This window comes from Atlanticothrix silvestris CENA357 (assembly GCF_016056295.1).
Taxonomy (GTDB): domain Bacteria; phylum Cyanobacteriota; class Cyanobacteriia; order Cyanobacteriales; family Nostocaceae; genus Atlanticothrix; species Atlanticothrix silvestris.
Genome location: NZ_JAECZB010000062.1, coordinates 55,281 through 78,234, shown reverse-complemented (window position 1 = coordinate 78,234; position 22,954 = coordinate 55,281). Strand labels below are relative to the sequence as shown.

Sequence of the window (22,954 nt, the reverse complement as noted above, 5' to 3'; positions counted from 1 at the left end):
TCTTGCGAAAAGGGCAGTGCTAAAACTCCAACTCTCAATGTGGTATGTCAGAACAACAACAGTGGAAAATAACAGCAACAGAACAACCGCCGGATTGGTTTATCCAAGCGGTGAAACAGCATACACCTGCATCAAGTGGATTACATGCAGCACAATTGTTGTGGCAACGAGGAATTAAAGATCATCAACAATTAGCAGCATTTATCAACCATAAAGTTTATCAACCAGCGAGTCCTTTTGAATTTGGGCAAGAAATGCATCTAGCAGTAGCACGGCTGCAACAGGCACGTAATGCTGGTGAAAAAATTGCTATTTGGGGAGACTTTGATGCTGATGGTATTACTGCTACATCTGTTTTGTGGGATGGTTTAGGACTGTTTTTTGCTCAAAATACCCAGTTAAATTTTTACATTCCCAATCGGCTGAAAGAATCCCACGGACTCAACCATCAGGGAATTGATAATTTAGCCAAACAAAATTGTAAGTTAATTATTACTTGCGATACGGGCAGCACTAATATTAATGAAATTATTTATGCCAAACAATTAGGTATAGATGTCATAGTCACAGACCACCACACCTTACCTGAAGAACGTCCGCCAGTTGTAGCAATTATTAATCCTCGTTATTTGCCCAATGAACATCAGCTATTTCATCTTTCTGGGGTAGCGGTAGCTTACAAATTAATAGAAGCCCTATATCAAACTTTGCCTGATGTTCCTAAACATCCTGTAACAGATTTATTAGATTTAGTAGCTATAGGTTTAATTGCTGATTTGGTGCAGTTAAGTGGAGATTGTCGTTATTTGGCGCAAGTAGGAATCCAACGACTGCAAGCCGACTTTAAACAACCACCAGCAGCACGACGACGACCAGGAGTAGGGCGATTATTAGAATTGTGCCAGAAAAGCGGCGATCGCCCCACAGATATTTCCTTCGGTTTGGGGCCGCGCATTAATGCCGTCAGCCGCATCCAAGGTGATGCCAGTTTCTGCGTAGAATTACTAACTAGTCGAGATATTCAACGTTGTAACGAACTAGCCGAAGTTACAGAACTCGCCAACGCCCGCCGCAAGTCTTTACAAAAAGATGTGCAAGCACAAGTAGGCCAAAAACTTACTCAATTAGACTTATCAACTACCAGCGTTATTGTTTTAGAAGATGCCCAATGGCCCGCAGGTGTGTTGGGTTTAGTCGCTGGACAAATAGCACAAGAAACAGGCCGCCCCACCATCTTGTTAAGTACAGAAGACACTAGCCCCTCTGCTTTAGCCCGTGGTTCCGCCCGTTCGATAAATTCCGTCGATTTATATCAATTGGTGAAAGACCAAGCACATTTGTTACATCGCTTTGGGGGACATCCCTTTGCAGCAGGTTTGAGTTTACCGATAGAAAATATTCCTTTATTTACAGCGGCGATAAATCAACAGTTACGACAATCTTTAGGCGGTACAACTCTCACGCCAACAGTGCAAGCAGATTTAACGGTGACAGTCGCAGACTTGGGCAAAGAGTTATTTTTAGAATTGAAACTTTTAGAACCTTGCGGGATGGGAAATCCTGTTCCGAAACTGCTAATTCAAAATTGCTGGTTTGATAATGCTTGGCATCGCAATCAACAAGATTGGAAAGGAAAAAAAGTACAGTATATTAAAGCCGAGTTTGATATTCGGGATGATTCTTGTAAAAGTCCTTTTCCTGGGATTTGGTGGGGACATTACAAAGATGAATTACCAATAGGACGATGTGATTGTATCGCCGAACTCGATTACAACACCTTCAAAAAACGCTATGAAATTAGATTAATTGCTGTGCGTCCTGCTGCTAATTTGAAACTGACAACTCATCAATCGGCAACTATATTAGACTGGCGAAATCAAAAAGACTTAGCACTCAGTCTCAATAAAACAGCACTCATTATTCAAGATTGTCCCACAAATTGGGATGATTTACGCGTCTGGTGGAAGAGATCGCTTTACAATCAACAACAGCTAGCGATCGCTTGGTCTAAACCTAATCAACAACCACCTAGCCAAATTTGGCTGACCTTAGTTGGGATTGCTAAATATCTCAGTCGCACTAATCATACAGTTACTCGCGTGCAACTTTTAAAGAAACTCGGCATTCGTGACCAAACATTACTTTTAGGACTCAAAGCTTTAAAATGTTTGGGATTCACAGTTAAATTACAAGATAATAATTTGCGAATCAACCATGATTCCAAAAATGTGTCGGTAACTTTAGCTGATACTGCTGCTGCGAAATTTTTAGCCGCCATTAGTGAAGAACAATTTCAGCGACAGTATTTTGCAGAAGTGCCTTTATCTACTATTGTTGTGATGATTAATAGCCAGTAACGCTGTGGGTAATTCGTAATTCGTAATTCGTAATAGCGCTTGTGAACTCGCAAATATTACCTTTTTTCAGCAGAAACCTAAAAGCCTTCTCCCCTGCATCCCTGCTTCTTGATTTAACCAAATTTACCGCTGAGATATTCTTTAGTTGCTTGGGCTTGGGGATTGGCGAAAACTTTCCCTGTTTCGTCATATTCTACTAAGTAACCGAAGCGGTTTCCCTTGTCTGATTCTTCTGCATTGAAAAAAGCCGTGTAATCTGACACCCGCGAGGCTTGTTGCATGTTGTGGGTGACAATAATAATTGTGTATTCTTCTTTGAGTTCGTGAATTAATTCTTCAACTCGCTGAGTAGAGAGAGGATCAAGGGAAGAACAAGGTTCATCCATCAAGACTACTTCTGGTTTGAGGGCGATCGCTCTGGCAATACATAAACGCTGTTGTTGTCCACCAGAAAGGGATAAACCACTTTGTTTTAGTTTATCTTTAACTTCACTCCATAAAGCAGCTCGTTGGAGCGATCGCTCGACTAATTCATCCATATCATCTTTACGGTTTTGAATCCTGGCTCCATAAGCGATATTTTCATAAATTGATTTGGGGAAGGGGTTTGGTTTTTGAAATACCATACCAATCCGCCGCCGCACCTCTACTGGATCGATTTTAGGTGAGTAGAGGTTTTTATTACGGTAAAGTACCTTGCCTTCTACTCGGCATTTATCAATTAAATCATTTAGACGATTAAAGCAACGCAGTAACGTACTTTTGCCACAGCCAGAAGGGCCAATAAAAGCAGTTACTCTTTGCTTTAGTATTTCCATATAAACATCGCGTAGCGCTAAAGTATCACCGTAGTAAACGCTCAGTTTTTCTGTTTGCAAAACTGCTGTAGTTTCGCCTGAATTTTGAGTATTTCGATGATTATTGGTTTGATTTTGAGCAGACATATTTGTTAATCCTATATGAAAATAATTCGTACCTCGGCTTCGCTCGGCAACCTAATTAAGAGTTTATTGTTGAGTATTATTTCAATAGGTACTTTTAAGTGCTGCCAAGCGAGAAAGTATGCTAGTAATTAGCACTAATAAAACTAAAATGAGTGAAGCTGCCCAGGCAAGTTGTTGTTGATTTTCGTAGGGAACGGTGGCAAAGTTATAAACTAATACCGATAAAGTGGGAATTGGTTGCCAAATACTTCTAGGCCAAAATTGTGAAAACAAAACTGTAAAAATTAAAGGTGCAGTTTCACCAGCCGCGCGAGCGATCGCTAAAGTCGTACCTGTAATAATTGCTCCCATCGCTGATGGTAGAACAACTTGTAAAACTGTTTGGAAATTAGAAGCACCTACACCTGTTGATGCCCAACGTACTTCTTGAGGTACTAATTGTAAGGCTTCATCAGCAGTTCTTACTACTATTGGTAACATCAAAATTGCCAAGGCAAAACCCCCAGCCACGGCCGAAAATTGATTTGTAGTTGCAACTACCACACCATAAGCAAACAGTCCCACGATGATTGAGGGTACACCACTCAGTACATTAGTAGCAAAGCGAATCCACTTAACTATTGTGCCGGAACTGAACTCTGATAAATAAATAGCTGCTAGAATCCCAAAAGGAATGCTCAATGCCGAAGCAATCCCCACGACAATTAATGTTCCTACAATGGCAGCACCAACACCGCCACCTTTTTGTAATGCAGCTGGTATTTGTCCAGTAAATAGTTCTAAATTAAATTGACTAGCTCCTTTGAGAATTACATAACCAAGGACTAATCCTAAAGGCAAAATTGCAATACCCAGCATGACAAATGCTAATACTGTCAGCACAGTCCCAATTAATGTTCGGCGAGTAGCATAAGAAAATTCCATGCTTTCATCTGTGTTTGCAGAGTGTCTACCTTGACTACTAGATGTCATAATTGCTTACCTAAGCTGAAATTTGCGATTCAATTTTTCTCGCTATTAAAATTTTTTAACTCGACGCACAATGACTTCGGCTAGCATATTAACCACGAGTGTAATTACAAACAAAACTAAACCAGCATAAAACAAGGAAGCTCTTTGCAAACCACTAGCTTCTGCGAATTGATTGGCTAACAAAGAAGCAATTGTATTTGCAGGTGCAAGTACAGATAAGTTTAAATCGTTACTGTTACCAATTACCAATGTTACAGCCATTGTTTCTCCCAAGGCTCTACCCAATGCCAACATGATTCCACCTACAATTCCCGAAAAAGCTGCTGGAATCAGAATGCTGAAAATTGTTTGCCAACGAGTTGACCCTACACCATAAGATCCCCAACGCAGTTCCGAAGGTAGAGAAGCCAGAGAATCGCGGGAGATTACCGTAATAATGGGTAAAACCATAATGGCTAAAATTACCCCAGCAGGTAGCATTCCTGGCCCTATATATCGAGTGGAAAAAAGAGGTATGTAATCAAAGTTATCGTGAAGCCAATTACCGATAGGTTGCAAGAATGGAATCAAGACATAAATACCCCAAAGTCCATACACAATACTAGGAATAGCTGCTAGTAATTCCACTAAAAAAGTTAGTACTGTCCGAACTGATAACGGTAAAAAATTCTCGCTCAAAATGATTGCACTTGCTAAACCAATTGGCACAGCTAAAAGCAGGGCAATTAATGAACTCAAGAGTGTTCCGTAAATCATCGGTAACACTCCATAAATATCTTCTACAGGGTTCCAAGCACTGTTAATAAGGAATTGTAGACCAAACTCTCGAATAGCAGGTATTGAGTTTATAGCAACTTGTACGGCTATCCAAAGTAAGACTGCTGCAACAGCAAGCGCTAATATACGTGTACCCCACAAAAAACCTTGATCTAGCGTTTTTTCAGTCTGCGATCGCGCCGTTTGAGAGTCTATTTGAGATTCATCGCTTGCTGTTAAAGTCATGAAGTACCTCTATCAAAACCAAGTTAATAATGTATGTAATTAATGTTTTTTAGTTAATTGAATTTTTTGTTTAAAATATTTTCACCAAATATAGAGAATAAAAAGAGATTTTTTTAATTAATGTACAATTAATTAAAAACAATAATTATTTCATAAACTGTATTTCTCTAAAGCTGAAAAAGCCAATAAGTAAATATAGTTACTTAATTTAATTTTGATTTAGTTTTATGATGAACACGTAGTATTCTATAGCTTGCCTTGCTGGCTTTTTTACAACTTGCGATAGATTTCGTCTTAGAAATTAAAGTACAAGCTTCTTTCTTAAGGTTGAATTTTTATTAAATACGTTTAATATAACCATTTGTTAAACAAATCATAATTTTCTGTTTAACAACTCTATATACAGAAGTATTGCTTACACTTTTGGAATTACTTTGAACAATATGACAACGAAACACAAATAATACCCGGTTGCATTCAGTGCATTTTAGCAACCCAGCAGATCTTCTACAGCATTAGCTTTATTCGGCAATGCATCTGTTAAAATTTCACTACCTTCTGTTGTCACTAAAACATCATCTTCTATGCGAATACCTCGCACATCGGCAAACTGAGATAAGCGCTCCCAATTGACTATCTTTTGATATTTTGAGCGCAGATTAATATCATTTAAAATTGCTGGTACTTGATAAAAACCAGGTTCAATTGTCACCAACATTCCTGGACGTAGGGGACGATTTAAACGCAAGTAACCTAAGCCAAAGCGATCGCTCCTCAATCGTCCTTCTTCATACCCTGCTAAATCACCCAAATCTTCCATATCATGAACATCTAAACCTAGTAGATGTCCAATACCGTGGGGAAAAAACAGCGCATGGGCATCCATTTCTACTAAGTCTTGAGGCTTGCCTTGTAAAATACCTAAATCCACTAAACCTTCAGCTACAACAGCAGCAGCTAACAGATGAATATCCCCATACTCCACACCAGGGCATATTTTAGCAATGCAAACATCATGGGCAGCCAATACGACATTATAAATGTCTCTTTGAGTAGATGAAAATTTGCCAGAAACAGGCCAAGTACGAGTAACATCTGCTGCCCAGCCCATCTCAGTCTCTGCACCTACATCGGCAAGTAGCAAGTCACCTGCTTGTATAGGATGATGATATTGCTCATTATGTAATACTTCGCCGTGAACGGTAACAATACTGTTGTAAGAAGTAGTCATGTTGTGAGCAATGATCACTCCTTCCATTGCCGCACGAACTTCTGCTTCTAGTTTGGCATTGGCTGTTGCTGCCATACCAGCTTTGTGTGCTGCGACAGTCACAGCAGCAGCCTTTCGCAACTCAACTAATGCCTCTGCATCGTGGGTGAGGCGTAAAGTAATAATTGCTTTGACTAATTCTAAGTCAATTCCTTGGGGAGGATTTTGCGGTAAAACCCATCTATTCAATAATTGCGATTGCTGTGTCCAAGTCGCCGCGTCCTGGTTGGCAATTGTGGCTGCACCTTCTAGCCAGGACTCTAATTCTGTCATTGGTCGAGCAGCATCCGCCCCTATTTTTTGGGCTATTTCGTCACGCGTTGGCATTTTTCCATACCAAAGGGCGCTGCTAGGCTGGGGATCATCCATAAATAATTCTAGCTTGCCAGTTTCTAAGCGAATTGCCGCGTTTGGCAGTGGTAGCCCGGCAAAATAGAGAAAATGACTGCTGGCGCGAAAAGGGAAATGATTTGCTGGGAAATTGCGCGGACTAATGCTTCCTGACCATAGAATTGCGGGAAAATCAATTAGGCTGGTTAATCGTTGCCGTCGGGAGTGTAGAGTATCGGCTAGAGAATTAAAAGTTTTGTGGATAACCATAAATGGAAACTCACACCAAAAAATAAAGGTTATGCTGCCTAGATTTAATCTTGATCATCTTCTTGCTCGTCATCATCCCTACGATCATTTTCTTGATCGTCATCATCATCGTCACTTTCATTAGATCGTTCGGTTGGTCTTTCTTCTTCACGGGGAGCCAATGGTTGCTTTTCTTGGGCACCGCAACTGACCAATCCTCCAGAAATTACTCCTAAGTTGATAACAGCAAGAATACCTGCAATGAATCTGACCTTTGTGTTTAACATTGACTCTAGCTTGAAGAAATTGTATTACTAATATCTAATGTACAGCTATAGCTTCCCAATGATAGTAAATAACAGTGTTACTAAATATAGTTGTGTAGATTTTTAACTTACTCTTGATAAGTATACAAAACTATAAATTTGCTGATCCAATTCTAGAATAAATCTATGGGACACATCATTACTCAAGTTGATGCCTTCACTAATACACCTTTTGCAGGGAATCCTGCGGGTGTCTGTGTTTTATCTACTGCTCAAGATGAGACTTGGATGCAGAACGTAGCCCAGGAGATGAATTTATCTGAGACGGCTTTTTTGATCAGACGAGATGATGGCTTTAATCTACGATGGTTTACGCCGACGGTGGAAGTACCGCTTTGTGGTCATGCAACCTTAGCTAGTGCCCATGTACTTTGGTCAGAAGGGCATTTATCCCCTGATGAAACGGCGCGTTTTCACACCAAAAGCGGAGTACTTATCGCCAAACAGCAGGGTGAGTGGATTGAATTAGATTTTCCTGTAAATCACTCACAAGCAATAACTGCTCCTTCAGAACTCAGCGAAGTTTTGGGTGTACCATGCAAATCTGTTTTTCAAAATTCTCTAGGCTATTTAGTTGAGCTAGAGTCTGAAGATTTGGTACGGCAAATGCAGCTTAATTTCCAGCAGATGAAAACATTACCTGTTACAGATGTGATTGTCACAAGTCTGACTCGTCCTGATTCCCAATACGATTTTATCTCTCGCTTTTTTGCCCCAGGAGTAGGTATTAATGAAGACCCAGTAACAGGTGCTGCCCATTGCTGTCTTGCTCCTTTTTGGCGCGATCGCCTGGGCAAAGATAAGTTCTTGGCTTATCAAGCTTCTAGTCGCGGTGGAGTTGTGAAGGTAAGCTATACAGGAGGCGATCGCGTCTATCTGGCTGGTCAAGCAGTCACAGTTTTGCGAGGCGAATTAATTCATTTTTAATTATGAATATTTTTAAATAATGGTTTAATTTTTGACCAAGTAAAAAGTTTCCACAGTAGATATTAGGAGGAATTAACAACTACTAAGTTTTAGGGAAATTAACTACCATGAAATTCCTTTCCCATTCTTTGAATTGGTTATCGTTAATTGATTCTAAACAAATCGTTTCAGGCGATATTTGCGATGATTCTTCAACTGGATTGCAAATTACTGGAACTCAAAAAAACGAAATCTTAATTGGCGCTCAATATGCTGACACACTTAGTGGTGCAGCCGGAAACGACATATTAATAGGTAAAGCTGGAAACGATAACCTTAATGGCGGTGACGGTAGGGATTGGCTATTTGGTAATGCTGGAAATGATACTTTGCGTGGCGATCGCTTTATTCCGTATGAGGCGAGTTATGATTTTAGCTCAAACACAGAAAATAGTAATATTGATGAGATTTTGAAACTCAACCTTGAGGGAGAGGATACTTTGCTAGGCGGCTCTGGTAATGATTTTCTAGAAGGTGGTGCTGGCAAGGATACCTTAATTGGTGGCAAGGGAAATGATGTTTTATGGGGTGGTTATAACGCTGAAGAAAATTTAGGATTTAGCGAATACTTAAACAATGCTTATGGTGACGATCTGTTAATAGGTGGATCAGGAGATGATACCTTACGCGGCGATTCAATTTATGCAGATATCTCCCTGACATATCTTGAGAACTTTACTGGCAATGACACACTTTATGGCGGTTCCGGAAATGATTTGTTGGAGGGTGCTGGAGGAACAGATTATTTGTATGGTGGCTCTGGCAATGATCGCCTGTTTGCCAATTATGAAGTTATTATGAGCAGATATCAATATTATGACGGTGGCAACGACACCCTCTATGGTGGCTCTGGTGATGACTACCTTGAGGGCAGTATTGATGATAACTTTCTAGATGGCGGTTCAGGTAACGATACATTATTTGGTGATGATGTTACCGTGATTTTGGGTTCAGGTAACGATACCTTAATTGGTGGCTCCGGTGACGACATATTAAACGCAGGTTACGGAAGTGATTTTCTAGACGGTGGTGCGGGTAATGATGTGCTGATTGCTGATGTTCAGTATAATGATGGGGTAAGTATGATCGACACCTTAACAGGCGGCGCAGGGGCAGACCAATTTATTTTGGGTTCTGGTGAGCTTTATATAATAATATATTATACAACTGAAAATGGCGCTGGAGAGACCCCTGTCATTAGATACAGCCTTATTACTGACTTCAACAGCAGTCAAGACGTTATCCAACTTGATGGTTTCTATAGTTTCTATAGTGCAATTGATGGATCTTCAGACTCCGGGTCAGCGAAATATATTTTGGGTTCTTCTCCTGAAGGTTTACCAGAAGGAACGGCAATATATCTTGACTTAAATACGGATGTTCTAATAGGGATTGTAGAGGGAGTTTCAGGTTTAAGTCTTGACCAAAACTATTTCCGTATCGTTGACCCTATCTACTAATAGACTACTACCAGCAAATGCAAGATTTGCTGGTATTCAACCTAATATCCTCCAATCTTTCTCAAGAAGATTCTAATACCAACAGCAAAAATGAGTAATTGTGTTTTGAACCACAATTACCCACTTAAACTTTACTGAATTGGGATGATTAGAAAGAACCAGATTAGATGATTTCAACTTGGGACAGTTTTAACCAATTAGCGTGATTCAGTTCCCTGATTGGGGCTACCTGCTACACTATCTTCTCCTGGTGCTTCTGGTGTAGCGCTGGGTTTAGCATCAGATTTAGCAGCGTTGCCAGTTTTGCGGATATCTTCCTCAATGGGAGTTTGGTAGCCACCAGAAGCACTGGGTGTCTCTTGATTCTTAGATTTTTTTTCTTCAGCCATAATAAACACTCCTGTTATTTAGTATTGGCATCATCATAAGAAGATCAAGGGTGTGAATTTATCTATCTAGAATCTGGTTATAGCTAATTGACCTCTACGTCGAAAGTATTGTTTATCGCCGAGATTCGTTGCCACAATCGCCGATTATTTGATATAAATCCTGTGATTTGCGAGATATTGCATCTATGCGATGCTATTTTTAGCATTTTCTTCGACCAGTTATTCGTCATTATTACCGGGACGATGTACCCACTTTGTAAAGGCTTGCACGTTAGCTAACGCTTCTTGTCCACACTTAGCAATCATTTGACGGCGGAAATTCCCAAGTAGTAAAACCTGCATCCACATACTGAAACATAGTTTGAATGGCAGTTCGTGGGTTGATGCGTCCGTGTCCACCAGATACTTGCCACATACCATATTAATGTTCGACAAATATTTAAATCGGGAATAAATTGAAGGCGGCTTTGGGCTGGTAGATTCATTGTAAAAATTCTTATTTTATGTATAACTTAAGAAATAAATTCTTAATTCAAAAAGATAGTAATTCAAAAACTACCAAGTTCTAAATGTCAACTACTTTTAATGCCACCCTGTTTCAGCTTGTTCGAGAACATAAGCAGCGACAGATTGAATTTGCTCTTTGGTGAGGCGGTCTTTGTAGGCTGACATATTATTTTTACCATTAGTGACAATAGATGCGATCGCCTCTATTGAATCCATACCGTATTTCTTGAGGGCTGACTTTTTTAAATTTTTACCCCTTCTAATAATGTTACTGCCGTTGATATGACAACCAGCGCAATGTACGCTAAATATTTGTGCGCCATCGGTTGGCTCAACTGCGATCGCAGGTAATGTAAAACTACTTGTTAACAATAATAACGTTAGTAATACTAAGGTAACGAATTTTTTCATTTAGCTATTCCTGATCCTAATAAAGTGCCAAAGTTAATACTACAAGGATTCAAAATCTGCTGTAAATCCTGTAAAATTTACACAATCTTCCTGAAAAGCTTCGGCATCGCTGACATCCTCAATTTTGTACGCCATAATTCGCGTTCCGTCTGGCATTTTCTTGGAACCAATCAGTTCGCCTTGATACTTTTCTGCCGTTGCTTTAAAGTCAATTGCATAACGCTTCCACGCATCACCTGAACAAGAAATATTCACTTGCCACATAAATTAATTATCACTTATTAACAACCAATACTTATCATCTCATATAGTAGCCTGCTTTAATTTTTAACTTACTTGTATGTGTAGGTATAGAACAGGGAACACGAAGAATATGTATATGATGTACTAATTTTTCCAACATTGATAAATAAAAAATATTTTCTATCTAAAGGAAGTTCCTGATCCAAAAGGCATACGCCATAATAGAAGAGTGACATTATGTCTAGAAAATTTTATCCAAATTAGCTAAATTGCCAGAGTTGAAAATGCCTAATAATATCAAAGAAAAAATTCAAACAGACCTACAACAAGTCAAAGAAACTGGACAGTTAAGAACTGAACGGATTCGTGAAATTGTTAAAGCCGCAGTTTCTCAGGTGGCTTCAGAGTTTAAAGCAGGCTCCACCGAAATTCGTACCCTTGTGAAGGATGCTGTTTCTGCTGTCGTTGAAAACTTACAAGACAAAGGTACAGAATTCAAAGAAGATGTGACAGCATCAATTGAAGGTGCCTTGGAAGGAGTTAATAGCAAAAGACACATGGCTATTGTTGAAACTCAAGCAGAAGTCAAAAAACTGCAAGCTCAACTCGATAACGAAGAAGAACAACTCCAGCAAGAAGTTGATGGAATCTTAGCAGAAATTGAAGAAACCGGTAAACAAGAAACTGCGGATAATAAAACTATAATTGAATCTGCTGTCAGTAGTGTCAAAAACAGTGAAGAAGTAGCTTTACTCAAGAAACGTTATGCTCAATTACAAGCGCAACTAGCTATTGTTAGAGCTAACTTAGCTGCCCGTTATGGTGGACGTTCTGAAGAAGTTAAAGACTATCTTGACGAGGCAAAAAACTGGTATGATCAAGCTCGTCCGCAAGCCGAATCGGTAGCTATACAGATAGAACAAAAGCGGGCGCAATTAGAAGATAAACTGGGTGAAGCAGGTACATCTTTAGCTAAAAAAGAACGTCAAATAAAACAAACTCTCAGAGAACTACTGCTAGCAACAGCAGATTTGTTTAAAGAAAAAGAACCTGCTGATCAACAAAAAGATCATGTTCATAAATAAGCCTTTTTAACTTTCTCAAATTCAAGAACTTTCACCACAGATTTTACTAAGACTTAAAGTATGTCTGTGGATTTTTATTTTTATTTCGCCCATTAAAAAATTAGACTTTTACCTTAACGTGAGTTCGATGAACCTCTCACTCCCTCACTCTCCGTAACGGAAAGGGAGGAGCAACGAAAAATTCAGCTTTTTGCTCCTCTCTCCGTGTCGGAGAGGGGTTGGGGGAGAGGTCAAATAAGACTTGTCGAACTCACGTTACCTTATTCTCAGAGAAGATTCTACATTACCTTCTTCATAAAATAAAAATAGGTTGGATATTACCCAACCTATTAACTTGACGTGAGTTCGACAGACCTCTCCCTCCCCGTTAAATCTAACCGAGAACTTTAGTAGATATCTCCTTGTCTACTCATATTTTCTTCATGCTTAGCAATTACCCAGATTGCATGAATACTACCGGGAAGCCAACCTAAAAGTGTGAGTAAAATATTAATCACAAAAGTTGGGCCAATTCCAACAGTCAGAAAAACGCCTAAAGGAGGCACAAGTAAACCTAAAAGAAAACGAACTAATTTCATGACTTTATTACGATGTTTTGACTTTGTTTAATGACATTCTCTTCCAGATGTAACCTTAAGAAATCAACCTAAAGTGGTCATCTTCATTAGAGATTGTTTGGGTAGAATATTTATTTGACTTAACTGAGGTTTCCACCCAAGTTCATACTTATCTAGAGGGTAGTTCACCTTTAGTGTTGATATCTTGGCTGCTGTTTAAAGCAAGATTCTTTTCGACAAAGTAATTGTTAATAAACGTGCTAGCAAAAGATAAAATCACGGGCCCCAAAAGAAAAGCAATAATTCCACGAACTGCGAACCCAGGAACCAAGACTGATGCTAACCAGAAGCACAAACCGTTGACAATAAGCGAAAATGTTCCTAATGTCAGAAAGTTTAGTGGTAAAGAAAGAGTAGAAAGAACAGGCTTCACTGAACCGTTAATTAAACCAATTACTAAAGCAGCAATTAAAGCCGCTGGAAAATTAGCAATATTAACGCCTGGTACAACTAGATCAACAATTAATAAACTAAGTGCCGTAGCTATGGCTGTTAGAAATGTTCCCAACATTGTTTTTCCCTAAAAATTACAGATAGGTTTTCTAAGAATCCTTATACCATTTTGGAAAATATTATAAGTTTTAACATCTCTTATAAGATAGATTTTGCTTCTACCATTTGGATGATTATAGAAAAAACTTATCTATAGCAAGTTTTATTAATTATTATGGGAATAACAGTAGCCATTGGTACGAATTGATTCAACAACGTGGGATAAAAAAGTTAAGTCTAAATGGTCAAGTAAATTTAATTAATTGAAGTTTTGGTAAACAAAATTAAGATTTTTTCTAAGTATTTGGCGATGCCTAGTGTTCAGTCTTACTTTTTATCCTAATTATGCGATCGCCCTAGCTTTTCTTAATTTTAATACGCTTTGGATGACCTTGACGTTTTAAGTAACTGCTGAAATTCAGCATCATTATTATGCTATTATTAGGTCAGTAATCAACTCGGTTCTGGTGGGAGTCAGCCATCAGACGCAAGGGGGAAAGTTCGGTGTAAATCCGTCGCTGTCCCGCAGCTGTAATGAGCCTTATGCCTCAAAGTCAGAATGCCCGCCGAAAGTCACAAGACCAACTCACACCCATCTGCGAGGTACAGGTGAATACTGCTATAAATATTTCCACCATACATCAGTTTTACGCTCTCGTAGTGCCAAAGATAAGCTATAGCTCACTTATGGGTATGAGGTTATAGGCATGTTGCGCTAGTTTTATGCGGGGGTGAAAGCTTTTGCAAAATCTACTCGTAGCTATGTTGCAGTTGCACCACTGCAACATAATCCTATGTCTGCGATTCGGACTTAATCCTACATACTTCAACCTCAATGATCAATAAACAACATACTTTATTTGCCTGTACAACTTGTGGCAGTATTTGGGAGCAAGTGAATGCGACCATCTGATAGTGTCTGGCAAGGAAATTTTGGCTACTGGCAAAACAGTTTTATCCATAGTAATCTGCTGATAATCGGTTATACAGCATGGAAAGGATTTCAGTCATTTGGACGAGGAGTGGTTATTTGTGGTGTGGATACTCAAGTTACTCACTCGACAACTACCAAGTTTGATCTAGTTCCCTTCACCCTCCAATTTATTCCCTCTGATCTGATTGGTTTTTACTGGCGATCGCGTCAAGATTGTAAAGATATATTACAATCATCTAACTCATCAATAATTTCATCTATTATCCCAGCAGTCGCAACATACAGTCCCTATCAAGACATTGTTTTGGTGCTGTTCACTCAGCGTCTGTCTGCAACACGCTACGCGAACCTTGAGAAGGCTGAGCCTCAGATTGAGGTGAATTTTTTACACAATCTGAAAATTACTCCACCCGATTGCTACGAACAAGTTTACAAACGCTGGGAAGAATTTCAACCCAGTTTAATGCCTTAAAACCTACTTTATTCCTTAATGCTCAACACAAAATCAATCAATATTCCGAAACCAACTCGCTACCAAAATGCGGCGATAGATTATTACATGGGACTCACAAATTCGTCCTATCTCCATTACGGATATTGGGAACCACTGCCTACTCAGGGTGAAGAATTAACTATAACTCGTTTGCGTGTGGCTCAGGAAGCATATACAGCTAAACTTTTGAGTTTTATTCCAGAAAAGATAAAAACTGTGCTTGATGTCGGCTGTGGTATTGGTGGTAACGCAGTATACTTATGCGATCGCGGTTTCACTGTTGAAGGATTAGCACCTGATGCACTCCAGCAAGAGAGGTTTGTTAAAAATACCAATGGTCAAGTACCTTTCTACTTAACGAGATTTGAAGATTTTCACACATTAAACTCTTACGACTTGATCTTATTGAGCGAAAGCAGTCAATATATTGCATCTTTTGATTTAGCTCAAGGTGCAGCTCGTTTATTGGGTAGTGGTGGCTACCTGTTGCTTGCAGACATGATGCGTTACAATGCTGAATACCAAAAAGGTATTTTTTCTAATTGTCATGTCGCCAGTGAACTCCAAACGGCGTTAGAACAGTCTGGCTTTCAGTTAATTAAGACTGAAGACATTTCAACTCATATTGCGCCAACGATTGATTTGTGTGTTAATAACTTCCGTACTTTTGGGCTAACAACTGTTAAATATATTGCTGATGTTGTGGCGATCGCAGTTCCACCGTTACACGCACTTGGTCAATGGGCATTTAAGCGCTGGCTAGAAAAGTCGATTGTCGAGGGGTTAGCAGCGCGTGCTATTTTTGAGAGCCACCTGTGTTATTCTATCCAACTCTGGCAGTTATCAAAAAAAGTTTAAATTATTAAAGGGTAAATCTAAATTACTGCGATCGCTGGAATGCAATCACTAATATGCGGTGAAGTGCAACTATTAGGCAAAAATATATCTCATTTAAACCCACAAGAATTAGCTAAACGTCTGAGTTTGGTACTCACCAATCAAGAAGTCAGCATTTGACCATTTATGAGACTATAGTCATTGAGGAAATTACATATAACTACCAATCACTCAAGAAGTAAAAGTTCTTTTCAACTGGGTTTTAGCCTTAATAGCGGTACTATACTTTATTTTTAATAGTCCTAATAATTACTAAAAAACTATTGATTAATTCAGTGTTTTGACGGACGACCTAAACTTTAGTATCTGTGTATTATGTAGCACAATATATTTGCATAATTAATCTCAGTCATTGTGAAATCAATTCTACAGACCTATTTAGAACAAGAAATCTGGATACTAATCCGAGATAAGTGGTATTTCGCTACAGTTATCGGAGTTTGGGACGACTTGTTGTGGTTCAAACACAGAACTTACAACAAAGACACGGAAGAAGATACTCTGTGGGAAATGGTTGTCAAAGTCAGTGAAGTAATTGCTATTGATAAGATTAAGTCTGTTGTGAGTAGAAAAACTGATGTGTTTATGTCACGGCTATTAGAATCTGATCAAGATGTAAGTAATCATCATCAAGAGCATGAAAAATAATTAGTTTAGCTGATATTTACAGCATATTTCATCTGGATGAGGTACATTACTTTCGCCTCTAGACTCTAGCCTCTAGACCCTTTCTTCGTAAGAGGTGTACTACATCCAACCAAGAAACCCTGTAATTACTTTTATAAAGCTGTCTCTAACTCTTGCAACATAACCTGATCAACTGCTTGCTGATCTTTGCGCCAAGCATGGGGAGGTAAACCGTGATGTTGACGAAACTGGCGAGAAAAATGACAGACATGTTGATAGCCTAACGCTTTGGCAATTTGCTCGATTGTCTGATTATTATTTTGAAGTAACTTTCGAGCTTCAGCCATCCGGCGTTTGACAATCCAGATGTTGACAGTCTTGCCTGTCTGTCTTGCTACTCGGTTAGTTAAGTAAGCAGGCGAGTAACCTACCGCTTCAGCCACGTCACACAAAGTAATTCCTTGGTCATAATTAGCTTCAATGAAGTCGAAAACTTCTTTTAATTGTGGAACGCAAGGAAAGATGGACTTTGGAGGGGTGTTTGAAGGAATTTTATTTACAGATACTGGTTTTGCAGCTTTTTGGAGTTTAGCAGCAAACCAGTCTTGAATGCTAGCTTGCTTTTGGAGTCGGCTAGTGATCGCTCTGAGCAATTCGTCTACTGTCGAAGGTTTGGTAAGATAATCATCTGCTCCCAATTCCATAGCCTTGCGAACATCTGTCTTACTGTTGCTACCAGTAAGAAAAATGAACGGAATAATAGTTGTCACGGGATCTTGACGCAGCGTGGTTAAAACGTCATAACCATCTATATCAGGCATTGCAATATCACAAATCACTAAGTCAGGTACATGCTCTTGTGCTTGCTGGATACCATCAAGACCGCTGTTAGCATCGATGATCTCAAAACCTTCAGCTTTAAGACCCTTAACGAAAAGATTACGGGTAACGTTATCGTCTTCGATTACGAGGATTTTTTTTGAAGATTCGTACATGATTATTGCTATCACTAAAATTTTTGGCAGGTAATAATTACGCAAATCTAAGCTGAGTATTCAGCGGGAATGAAGTTGATAGATTTTCATTGAGCTAATGGCAAAATCACAGTAAACTTAGAGCCTACACCAACTTCACTCTCTACATTAATTTGACCTTTATGTAAGTCCACAAGAGTTTTGAGGATTGATAACCCTAGCCCAGTACCAGGAATATCATCAATATTGCTACCTCTGTAGAATGGTTCAAATAAGCACTCTTGATCCGCAACTGGAATCCCAATTCCCTGATCTTTAATTTGAAAAATCACGTGTTCCCTTTCGCACCAAAGCTGAAAATCAACCGTATTGTTGGATGCAGAATACTTAATTGCATTATCGAGTAAATTTTTTAAAATCGACTCTAGCAATTTTTTATCCATGCAGGCTACTAAGCAGTCTAATTGACTGCCAAAATTGATTTGGCACTGACTACTACTCATCTGCATTTGTGCCACTAAATCATTGCAGAATTGAACCAGTTCCAATGGTCTTGGCTCAAAGTTGATTTTTGCAGACTCTGCTTTAGAAAAAAACAATATATCATCCACCATTTGGCTGATATGTTCGGTGGCTGTTTGAATATTATCGAGTAACGGTCGTATTTCTTCCTCTGTCCATTCGCAGATATGTCGCTTGAGTAAGCTATTAGAGAATGAAACAATATTTAGCGGTGTGCGGAATTGATGACAGACTATAGACAGAAAACGCGCTCTCAGTTCACTTAGTTGTTTGGCTTGTTCTAGAGCCTGGTTAAGCTCTGATTCCGCATATTTGTAATCGGTGATATCAATCCCTGCAACTAGTTTCACTGGTTTATTCCCAAAATCCAGCACTCCATCTAGTACTGCTACTGTGCAAGCCAGCCAGCGCTCTGTACCGTTTTTTGTGAGAATATTTATCTCCTGATATTCAAAGTTACCTATTTCATTGCGGTTGCGTACTTGTCTACGTTTTTTGTTTTTAATTAGTTGGCGAAGATCAAAACCAGTCAATAGTTCTTCTCTTGTGTAGCCAGTGAGTAGCTCTACTGCGGGATTGATATAGCAAAGCCGTGTGCCTTGAATCAAGAAAGTGCTAGCATCGGTAGTCTCTGCCAGAGTCCGAAATCTAGCCTCGTTCAGCCTTAGTGCTTTTTCAGTTTGTTTAAATTCAGTAATGTCCCAAATACTCCATACTCTGCCAATAATTTTCCCATCAATCCGCTGAGGCTGAGAGTAGTGCGCGAAGACTCTGCCATCCTTTAATTCCAAAATGTCGTAGCTCTCAAAGTCAGATTGGCTAGAAACTTCCCAAACAAGCCGATTAAACGCTTCTGAATCTTTAAGTTGGTTCTCAAAAAAAGCTTTACATCGAGGACATTTTTTAGAGAGTATCAGAGACTCTGGAATCTGCCACATATCTATAAATCTCTGATTAAAGCTGAGAATATCTCCCTCAAAGTTAACCGCAATCACACCGTTGGCAGTAGATTCAAGAGTAGAACGAAGTATAGATATAGATGTTTCCAGTTCTACTTCCTTAGCCTTGAGTTGATAAACCTCCTGCTGCAATTTTTTTTTGCTTTCCCTTAGTTCATTAATCCATTTTTGCACGCTCACATCTACCACTTCATTACTCTTTTCGCGCACAAAAGCACAGCCAAATTTCCTACCTTGATCTTCTATATAGGTAATGGATATTTCTACCAGAAATATTCGACCTTGTTTTGTCCGATAACGAGATTTAAAGGTAAAAGAATCCTGTGATTGGATATCTAACCAGTTGTGTAGAGAATAGTCTACATCTATATCATGCAGCGTCATTGAGAGTAATTCTTCACCAGAATACTCAGTCATCTGGCAAGTGGCATCGTTAACATAGAGAAACTGCCCGTTGGCTCCCAAACAGAAGGCAGCGTCTACAGCTTGATTGATCAGAAAATGAGCGAACCTCAACTCTATTTCTGGCTGCATTGCCCGTTGAGAGTTGGATCGAGCTAACCTATAATCGCCAGAATTCATATCCCTACTTACTTACTCCTCAGTATTTTAAGTCAGCACCACAGCCATTAATAAACTGATAATCATTGTTTTTTACAACTATTAGTGCAGTATGAGCTTGTTAAAAACAAATGAACTATATTGTGGATTAAAGTAAGTTATTGATGGTTTTTGCTTGATACAACTATACCAATAAATTCAATATTTTTACTTGTATCAGAACATATAAATTTAAAAAATAATGCTATTTGATGCTATCTATTTAGATAAATATCGATCTAACTAATAATTAGTGGTTAGAGTTTTTAGCCTTTCACCTTTATTTAGGCCAAAAGCAATAACGATGTAAAACTACTTAAATTGTGAATTTAGGTCTGCTGACCTAGTTATTACTGGATTACGACTGCATGTTTTACTCCTTAAGTGTAAGTACTTAACGTTTCTTAATTTACCCTCTCAGAAATTTAACTATGGAAGAATGTGTCTAGTCATCCGTAACAAGGAGTACATTTATATTGCAAAAAAGCACCAGTATTTGCAGATTTTTGCAAAAAAACGTACATCAAGTACGGGCATCGATGGTAATAACGTGTTAGTCATCTATCATTAGAAATAGATTTTTGGGCAGGTCTGTATTGAGTTTTTAGTAATTTTTCCTTGGAAAGATTAGATATTTACATCAGTCATTTTGATTGACATAAGAAAATGTCAAAATTTTGTAAAGACTATTTAGTGATCGCGTAAAGACTGCTACGATACTGGTGTTTAGTGGTAGCCAACTCTAGTCTAGCCAAATTTTATTACCTAAGCTCAAACAGATTTGATTGACATCAAATCAGTATTTACTGGACGTAAAGCGTAGAAATTCAGAGCGATCGCTTATAAATGAATACTTAATGTCAATGGGATAAAAAAGCTTCACAACTATACCCAAACATCAATTTTGCCAAAAGCAAAAGAATTGATAATTTTGTCAAAAGATTATTCATTGCAAATATGAGTTTATTTTATTAAGAATCACAACGTCTCAATTTTGCACAGCAGTTAAATGAGAATTTCGACCAGTTTTGTAACAAAAGCAAAAGAATTGCCAACCCCATCAACAGATTCTTCATTGTAAATCAGTGTTCACATCCGATATTCTGGTTTCTAGAAGCACAGACTTGATTGTTTTGCTCTTTTTATAAAGTTTTTTAAATGGCCTTGAAAGCAGTTCTATAAAGCAGCAATCAAAAGCCATAGCTATTTTTGCTATCAACTAAGCTTGGTTATAGTCATCAAAAACAACAGAGTTGTTTGTATTAGATATTACAAAGAATCTGGGCAAGAAATAGTCAATCTTTGTGCAAGTTTCTGAAATTAAGTGAAAGCAATGAGTAAAAAGTATACTGGTTCAAACTCTCCTCTCATCACCACTGAGCCATACAGCAAATATGTAGAATCTGCGTTAGATGAATCTCATCAGCTGGACAAGTCAGGAAAGAATGGCATTCAGCCTTTTTTGCCTGACGGTACCGACCCAACGCCTTCAGTCGCAGATGCAACTGCCCAAATGTTGTCAAACTTGGGAGTGAGCTACGCTTTTGGTGTTGCTGGGGGTGCAATGGCTAGTTTGTGGGGCGCACTGTCAAATAGCTCTATAGAAGTGTTGAACTTCCGCCATGAAGCAGGAGCTGCTTTTGCAGCGGTTGAGGCATATTTTGCTAGCGATCGCCCTACCGTAGTATTTACCACAGCAGGGCCGGGGATCACCAATTCTCTGACAGGTTTATTTGCTGCCCGTGGTGAAGGTGCAAAGGTAATTTTAGTATCAGCTTGCACCTCAGCACAAAATCGCGGACGCTGGGCAATTCAAGAGACTAGCAGCTACACATTACCCAGTGGGGGAATGTTTACATCGGGAGCATTGTTCAACTATGCAATCACTATCGAATCTGCTGCACAACTACCGCAAATTTTCCGCAAACTGGCTTTGGCTTTAGCCCAGCCAGGAGGATTCGTAGCTCATTTGAGCATTCCTACTGGTGTACAAACAAGTCTGCTTGAAGATGTATCCTGGCCGCAATTAGATATACCCCATAGCGCGATCGCACCGAATAAACAAGCGATCGCTAAATCTGTAGAGTTACTATCTGCTGGCCGCTTTGCGATCTGGGTAGGTTTTGGGGCGCGGGAAGCAGCAGAAGAAATCCGCCAACTCGCCGAAAAAACTGGTGCAGCGGTCATGTCCTCACCCCGCGCCAAAGGCATCTTTCCTGAAGATCATCCTCAATATATAGGTGTCACAGGTTTAGGCGGTCATGCTTCCGTCTTTACCTACATGCAAGAACAACCACCACTCCGCACCCTTGTACTGGGAACCCGTCTTGGTGAACCGACTTCTTTTTGGAGTCCAGCGATGGTTCCTCCCAGAGGTTTCGTACATGTAGATATAGACCCAGAAGTACCAGGAGTAGCTTATCCCTACGCTGAAACCTTCTCAGTGCGGTCTGATATCAAGACCTATTTGCAGGAACTATTAAAGCATTGGCCAGAGACTGATTCGCCTTCTGTAGAGACATTACCTCGTCCAAAACACGAAGAAGTTCCCCTAGATCTAGATATAGATTATCCCGTCCGACCAGAAGTATTGATGGCAGCCATTCAAAAGGTAATCGTTGAGGGTAGCGATGCTGTAGTTATGGCAGAGTGTGGTAACTCCTTTACTTGGTCAACTCATTTCCTGCAATTTTCCCAAGCTAATCGTTACCGAGTTAGTACCGGAGTTGGCGCAATGGGTCACGCCGTCACAGGAGTTTTAGGTGCAGCGCAAGCACGCAATGGCAAAGCCGTAGCTATTGTAGGCGATGGAGCAATGCTAATGAATAATGAAATTAGCACAGCCGTTAAATACAAAATTCCTGCCATCTGGATTGTACTTAACGATGCTCGCTACAACATGTGCCATCAAGGGATGAAAATACTGGGATTAAAAGGTGCAGATGCCACAATGCCAGTGACAAACTTCGCCATGATTGCTCGTGGTATGGGAGCCGAAGCGATCGCAGTTGTAAGAGAGACAGATCTCGAATCTGCATTAGAACAAGCACTAGCTGCAAAGGTTCCCTTTTTAATTGATGTAGTAATTGATCCCGATAGACTTGCACCCTCTGGTGGACGTAACAAGAGTTTGGCAGCCCAAGGAGTTAAATCCAGTCCAACCAAAACTCCAGCCAAAGCAGTCTCATTCCCATCAGTTTGACATCCAGACACTATCAAACAAACCCATATCCGATGAATAGATTTACCCTATTTATTCATCTGTGTCTTCTCTACCTGAGATAAACCATCCCAACTACTCTCATTACGGTTCGGTTAAGGTATTTTC

Annotated in this window: 20 protein-coding genes, 1 pseudogene and 1 riboswitch; of the genes and pseudogenes, 8 read left to right on the top strand and 13 right to left on the bottom strand. The window is 39.5% G+C overall.

From position 1 onward, the window contains the following. Nucleotides 1–44: 44 nt before the first annotated feature. Entirely contained in the window at nt 45–2,357 is a 2,313-nt protein-coding gene (recJ, locus tag I8751_RS17465; protein ID WP_214440396.1) for a single-stranded-DNA-specific exonuclease RecJ, read from the top strand. Nucleotides 2,358–2,470: 113 nt separating this feature from the next. Here the strand turns inward: recJ and pstB are convergent, their stop codons facing one another. From pstB to I8751_RS17440, 5 genes are all read right to left on the bottom strand, one after another. Beyond that, nucleotides 2,471–3,301: a phosphate ABC transporter ATP-binding protein PstB gene (gene pstB / locus I8751_RS17460; protein WP_214440395.1), complete on the bottom strand. Its 831-nt coding sequence runs from the start codon at nt 3,299–3,301 to the stop codon at nt 2,471–2,473. Between the two features lie 81 nt (nt 3,302–3,382). Next, nucleotides 3,383–4,273 (bottom strand): phosphate ABC transporter permease PstA, encoded by an 891-nt coding sequence (gene pstA, locus I8751_RS17455; protein ID WP_214440394.1) that lies wholly within the window; start codon nt 4,271–4,273, stop codon nt 3,383–3,385. A gap of 45 nt (nt 4,274–4,318) precedes the next feature. Next, nucleotides 4,319–5,275, bottom strand: a complete 957-nt coding sequence (gene pstC, locus I8751_RS17450; RefSeq protein WP_214440393.1) for a phosphate ABC transporter permease subunit PstC — start codon at nt 5,273–5,275, stop codon at nt 4,319–4,321. Nucleotides 5,276–5,762: 487 nt separating this feature from the next. After that, entirely contained in the window at nt 5,763–7,145 is a 1,383-nt protein-coding gene (locus tag I8751_RS17445; protein WP_214440392.1) for an aminopeptidase P family protein, read from the bottom strand. Between the two features lie 44 nt (nt 7,146–7,189). Continuing rightward, nucleotides 7,190–7,411 (bottom strand): hypothetical protein, encoded by a 222-nt coding sequence (locus I8751_RS17440; protein ID WP_214440391.1) that lies wholly within the window; start codon nt 7,409–7,411, stop codon nt 7,190–7,192. A gap of 165 nt (nt 7,412–7,576) precedes the next feature. Here I8751_RS17440 and I8751_RS17435 point away from each other — a divergent pair, with 165 nt between their 5' ends. Both I8751_RS17435 and I8751_RS30265 read left to right on the top strand, forming a co-directional pair. Beyond that, nucleotides 7,577–8,377 carry a PhzF family phenazine biosynthesis protein gene (locus I8751_RS17435; protein ID WP_214440390.1) on the top strand — a complete coding sequence of 267 codons (801 nt, stop codon included), beginning with the start codon at nt 7,577–7,579 and terminating at the stop codon, nt 8,375–8,377. A 107-nt stretch (nt 8,378–8,484) separates the two neighbouring features. Next, nucleotides 8,485–9,876, top strand: a complete 1,392-nt coding sequence (locus I8751_RS30265; protein ID WP_318780341.1) for a calcium-binding protein — start codon at nt 8,485–8,487, stop codon at nt 9,874–9,876. A gap of 197 nt (nt 9,877–10,073) precedes the next feature. Here I8751_RS30265 and I8751_RS17425 read toward each other — a convergent pair whose 3' ends face one another. The 4 genes and pseudogenes from I8751_RS17425 to I8751_RS17410 all read right to left on the bottom strand — a co-directional run bounded on the left by I8751_RS17425 (nt 10,074) and on the right by I8751_RS17410 (nt 11,447). Beyond that, nucleotides 10,074–10,265, bottom strand: a complete 192-nt coding sequence (locus I8751_RS17425; RefSeq protein WP_214440389.1) for a hypothetical protein — start codon at nt 10,263–10,265, stop codon at nt 10,074–10,076. A 234-nt stretch (nt 10,266–10,499) separates the two neighbouring features. After that, nucleotides 10,500–10,750 (bottom strand): annotated as a pseudogene (locus tag I8751_RS17420) (aldo/keto reductase); the annotation flags it as partial. A gap of 97 nt (nt 10,751–10,847) precedes the next feature. Beyond that, on the bottom strand, nt 10,848–11,183 hold the full coding sequence (gene petJ / locus I8751_RS17415) for a cytochrome c6 PetJ (protein ID WP_214440388.1): 336 nt from the start codon (nt 11,181–11,183) through the stop codon (nt 10,848–10,850). Between the two features lie 39 nt (nt 11,184–11,222). Continuing rightward, nucleotides 11,223–11,447 carry a hypothetical protein gene (locus tag I8751_RS17410; RefSeq protein WP_214440387.1) on the bottom strand — a complete coding sequence of 75 codons (225 nt, stop codon included), beginning with the start codon at nt 11,445–11,447 and terminating at the stop codon, nt 11,223–11,225. 263 nt (nt 11,448–11,710) lie between these two features. Here I8751_RS17410 and I8751_RS17405 point away from each other — a divergent pair, with 263 nt between their 5' ends. Continuing rightward, on the top strand, nt 11,711–12,511 hold the full coding sequence (locus I8751_RS17405) for a GumC domain-containing protein (RefSeq protein WP_214440386.1): 801 nt from the start codon (nt 11,711–11,713) through the stop codon (nt 12,509–12,511). A 386-nt stretch (nt 12,512–12,897) separates the two neighbouring features. Here the strand turns inward: I8751_RS17405 and I8751_RS17400 are convergent, their stop codons facing one another. Both I8751_RS17400 and I8751_RS17395 read right to left on the bottom strand, forming a co-directional pair. Next, a complete protein-coding gene (locus I8751_RS17400) occupies nt 12,898–13,089 on the bottom strand; it encodes a YqaE/Pmp3 family membrane protein (protein WP_214440385.1) in 192 nt (63 codons plus the stop codon). A 148-nt stretch (nt 13,090–13,237) separates the two neighbouring features. Then, a complete protein-coding gene (locus I8751_RS17395; protein ID WP_214440384.1) occupies nt 13,238–13,639 on the bottom strand; it encodes a phage holin family protein in 402 nt (133 codons plus the stop codon). Between the two features lie 423 nt (nt 13,640–14,062). Beyond that, nucleotides 14,063–14,205, top strand: a riboswitch (cobalamin riboswitch). A 314-nt stretch (nt 14,206–14,519) separates the two neighbouring features. Here I8751_RS17395 and I8751_RS17390 point away from each other — a divergent pair. The 3 genes from I8751_RS17390 (at nt 14,520) to I8751_RS17380 (ending at nt 16,592) form a co-directional block, all read left to right on the top strand. Continuing rightward, a complete protein-coding gene (locus I8751_RS17390; RefSeq protein ID WP_214440383.1) occupies nt 14,520–15,026 on the top strand; it encodes a hypothetical protein in 507 nt (168 codons plus the stop codon). A gap of 18 nt (nt 15,027–15,044) precedes the next feature. Then, on the top strand, nt 15,045–15,905 hold the full coding sequence (locus I8751_RS17385; protein ID WP_214440382.1) for a class I SAM-dependent methyltransferase: 861 nt from the start codon (nt 15,045–15,047) through the stop codon (nt 15,903–15,905). A gap of 393 nt (nt 15,906–16,298) precedes the next feature. Beyond that, nucleotides 16,299–16,592, top strand: coding sequence for a hypothetical protein (locus I8751_RS17380; RefSeq protein WP_214440381.1), 294 nt, complete (start codon nt 16,299–16,301; stop codon nt 16,590–16,592). A gap of 131 nt (nt 16,593–16,723) precedes the next feature. Here the strand turns inward: I8751_RS17380 and I8751_RS17375 are convergent, their stop codons facing one another. Both I8751_RS17375 and I8751_RS17370 read right to left on the bottom strand, forming a co-directional pair. Continuing rightward, nucleotides 16,724–17,566: a response regulator transcription factor gene (locus tag I8751_RS17375; RefSeq protein WP_214440380.1), complete on the bottom strand. Its 843-nt coding sequence runs from the start codon at nt 17,564–17,566 to the stop codon at nt 16,724–16,726. Nucleotides 17,567–17,652: 86 nt separating this feature from the next. Further along, entirely contained in the window at nt 17,653–19,608 is a 1,956-nt protein-coding gene (locus I8751_RS17370) for a scytonemin biosynthesis sensor histidine kinase (RefSeq protein WP_214440379.1), read from the bottom strand. Between the two features lie 1,351 nt (nt 19,609–20,959). Here I8751_RS17370 and scyA point away from each other — a divergent pair. Continuing rightward, nucleotides 20,960–22,828: a scytonemin biosynthesis protein ScyA gene (gene scyA / locus I8751_RS17365; protein WP_214440378.1), complete on the top strand. Its 1,869-nt coding sequence runs from the start codon at nt 20,960–20,962 to the stop codon at nt 22,826–22,828. Nucleotides 22,829–22,954 lie beyond the last annotated feature (126 nt).

Bases quoted from the DNA above. Each gene is read 5' to 3' on its own strand.
- recJ (WP_214440396.1), top strand. From the start codon at position 45: ATGTCAGAACAACAACAGTGGAAAATAACAGCAACAGAACAACCGCCG.
- pstB (WP_214440395.1), bottom strand. From the start codon at position 3,301: ATGTCTGCTCAAAATCAAACCAATAATCATCGAAATACTCAAAATTCA.
- pstA (WP_214440394.1), bottom strand. From the start codon at position 4,273: ATGACATCTAGTAGTCAAGGTAGACACTCTGCAAACACAGATGAAAGC.
- pstC (WP_214440393.1), bottom strand. From the start codon at position 5,275: ATGACTTTAACAGCAAGCGATGAATCTCAAATAGACTCTCAAACGGCG.
- I8751_RS17445 (WP_214440392.1), bottom strand. From the start codon at position 7,145: ATGGTTATCCACAAAACTTTTAATTCTCTAGCCGATACTCTACACTCC.
- I8751_RS17440 (WP_214440391.1), bottom strand. From the start codon at position 7,411: ATGTTAAACACAAAGGTCAGATTCATTGCAGGTATTCTTGCTGTTATC.
- I8751_RS17435 (WP_214440390.1), top strand. From the start codon at position 7,577: ATGGGACACATCATTACTCAAGTTGATGCCTTCACTAATACACCTTTT.
- I8751_RS30265 (WP_318780341.1), top strand. From the start codon at position 8,485: ATGAAATTCCTTTCCCATTCTTTGAATTGGTTATCGTTAATTGATTCT.
- I8751_RS17425 (WP_214440389.1), bottom strand. From the start codon at position 10,265: ATGGCTGAAGAAAAAAAATCTAAGAATCAAGAGACACCCAGTGCTTCT.
- petJ (WP_214440388.1), bottom strand. From the start codon at position 11,183: ATGAAAAAATTCGTTACCTTAGTATTACTAACGTTATTATTGTTAACA.
- I8751_RS17410 (WP_214440387.1), bottom strand. From the start codon at position 11,447: ATGTGGCAAGTGAATATTTCTTGTTCAGGTGATGCGTGGAAGCGTTAT.
- I8751_RS17405 (WP_214440386.1), top strand. From the start codon at position 11,711: ATGCCTAATAATATCAAAGAAAAAATTCAAACAGACCTACAACAAGTC.
- I8751_RS17400 (WP_214440385.1), bottom strand. From the start codon at position 13,089: ATGAAATTAGTTCGTTTTCTTTTAGGTTTACTTGTGCCTCCTTTAGGC.
- I8751_RS17395 (WP_214440384.1), bottom strand. From the start codon at position 13,639: ATGTTGGGAACATTTCTAACAGCCATAGCTACGGCACTTAGTTTATTA.
- I8751_RS17390 (WP_214440383.1), top strand. From the start codon at position 14,520: ATGCGACCATCTGATAGTGTCTGGCAAGGAAATTTTGGCTACTGGCAA.
- I8751_RS17385 (WP_214440382.1), top strand. From the start codon at position 15,045: ATGCTCAACACAAAATCAATCAATATTCCGAAACCAACTCGCTACCAA.
- I8751_RS17375 (WP_214440380.1), bottom strand. From the start codon at position 17,566: ATGTACGAATCTTCAAAAAAAATCCTCGTAATCGAAGACGATAACGTT.
- I8751_RS17370 (WP_214440379.1), bottom strand. From the start codon at position 19,608: ATGAATTCTGGCGATTATAGGTTAGCTCGATCCAACTCTCAACGGGCA.
- scyA (WP_214440378.1), top strand. From the start codon at position 20,960: ATGAGTAAAAAGTATACTGGTTCAAACTCTCCTCTCATCACCACTGAG.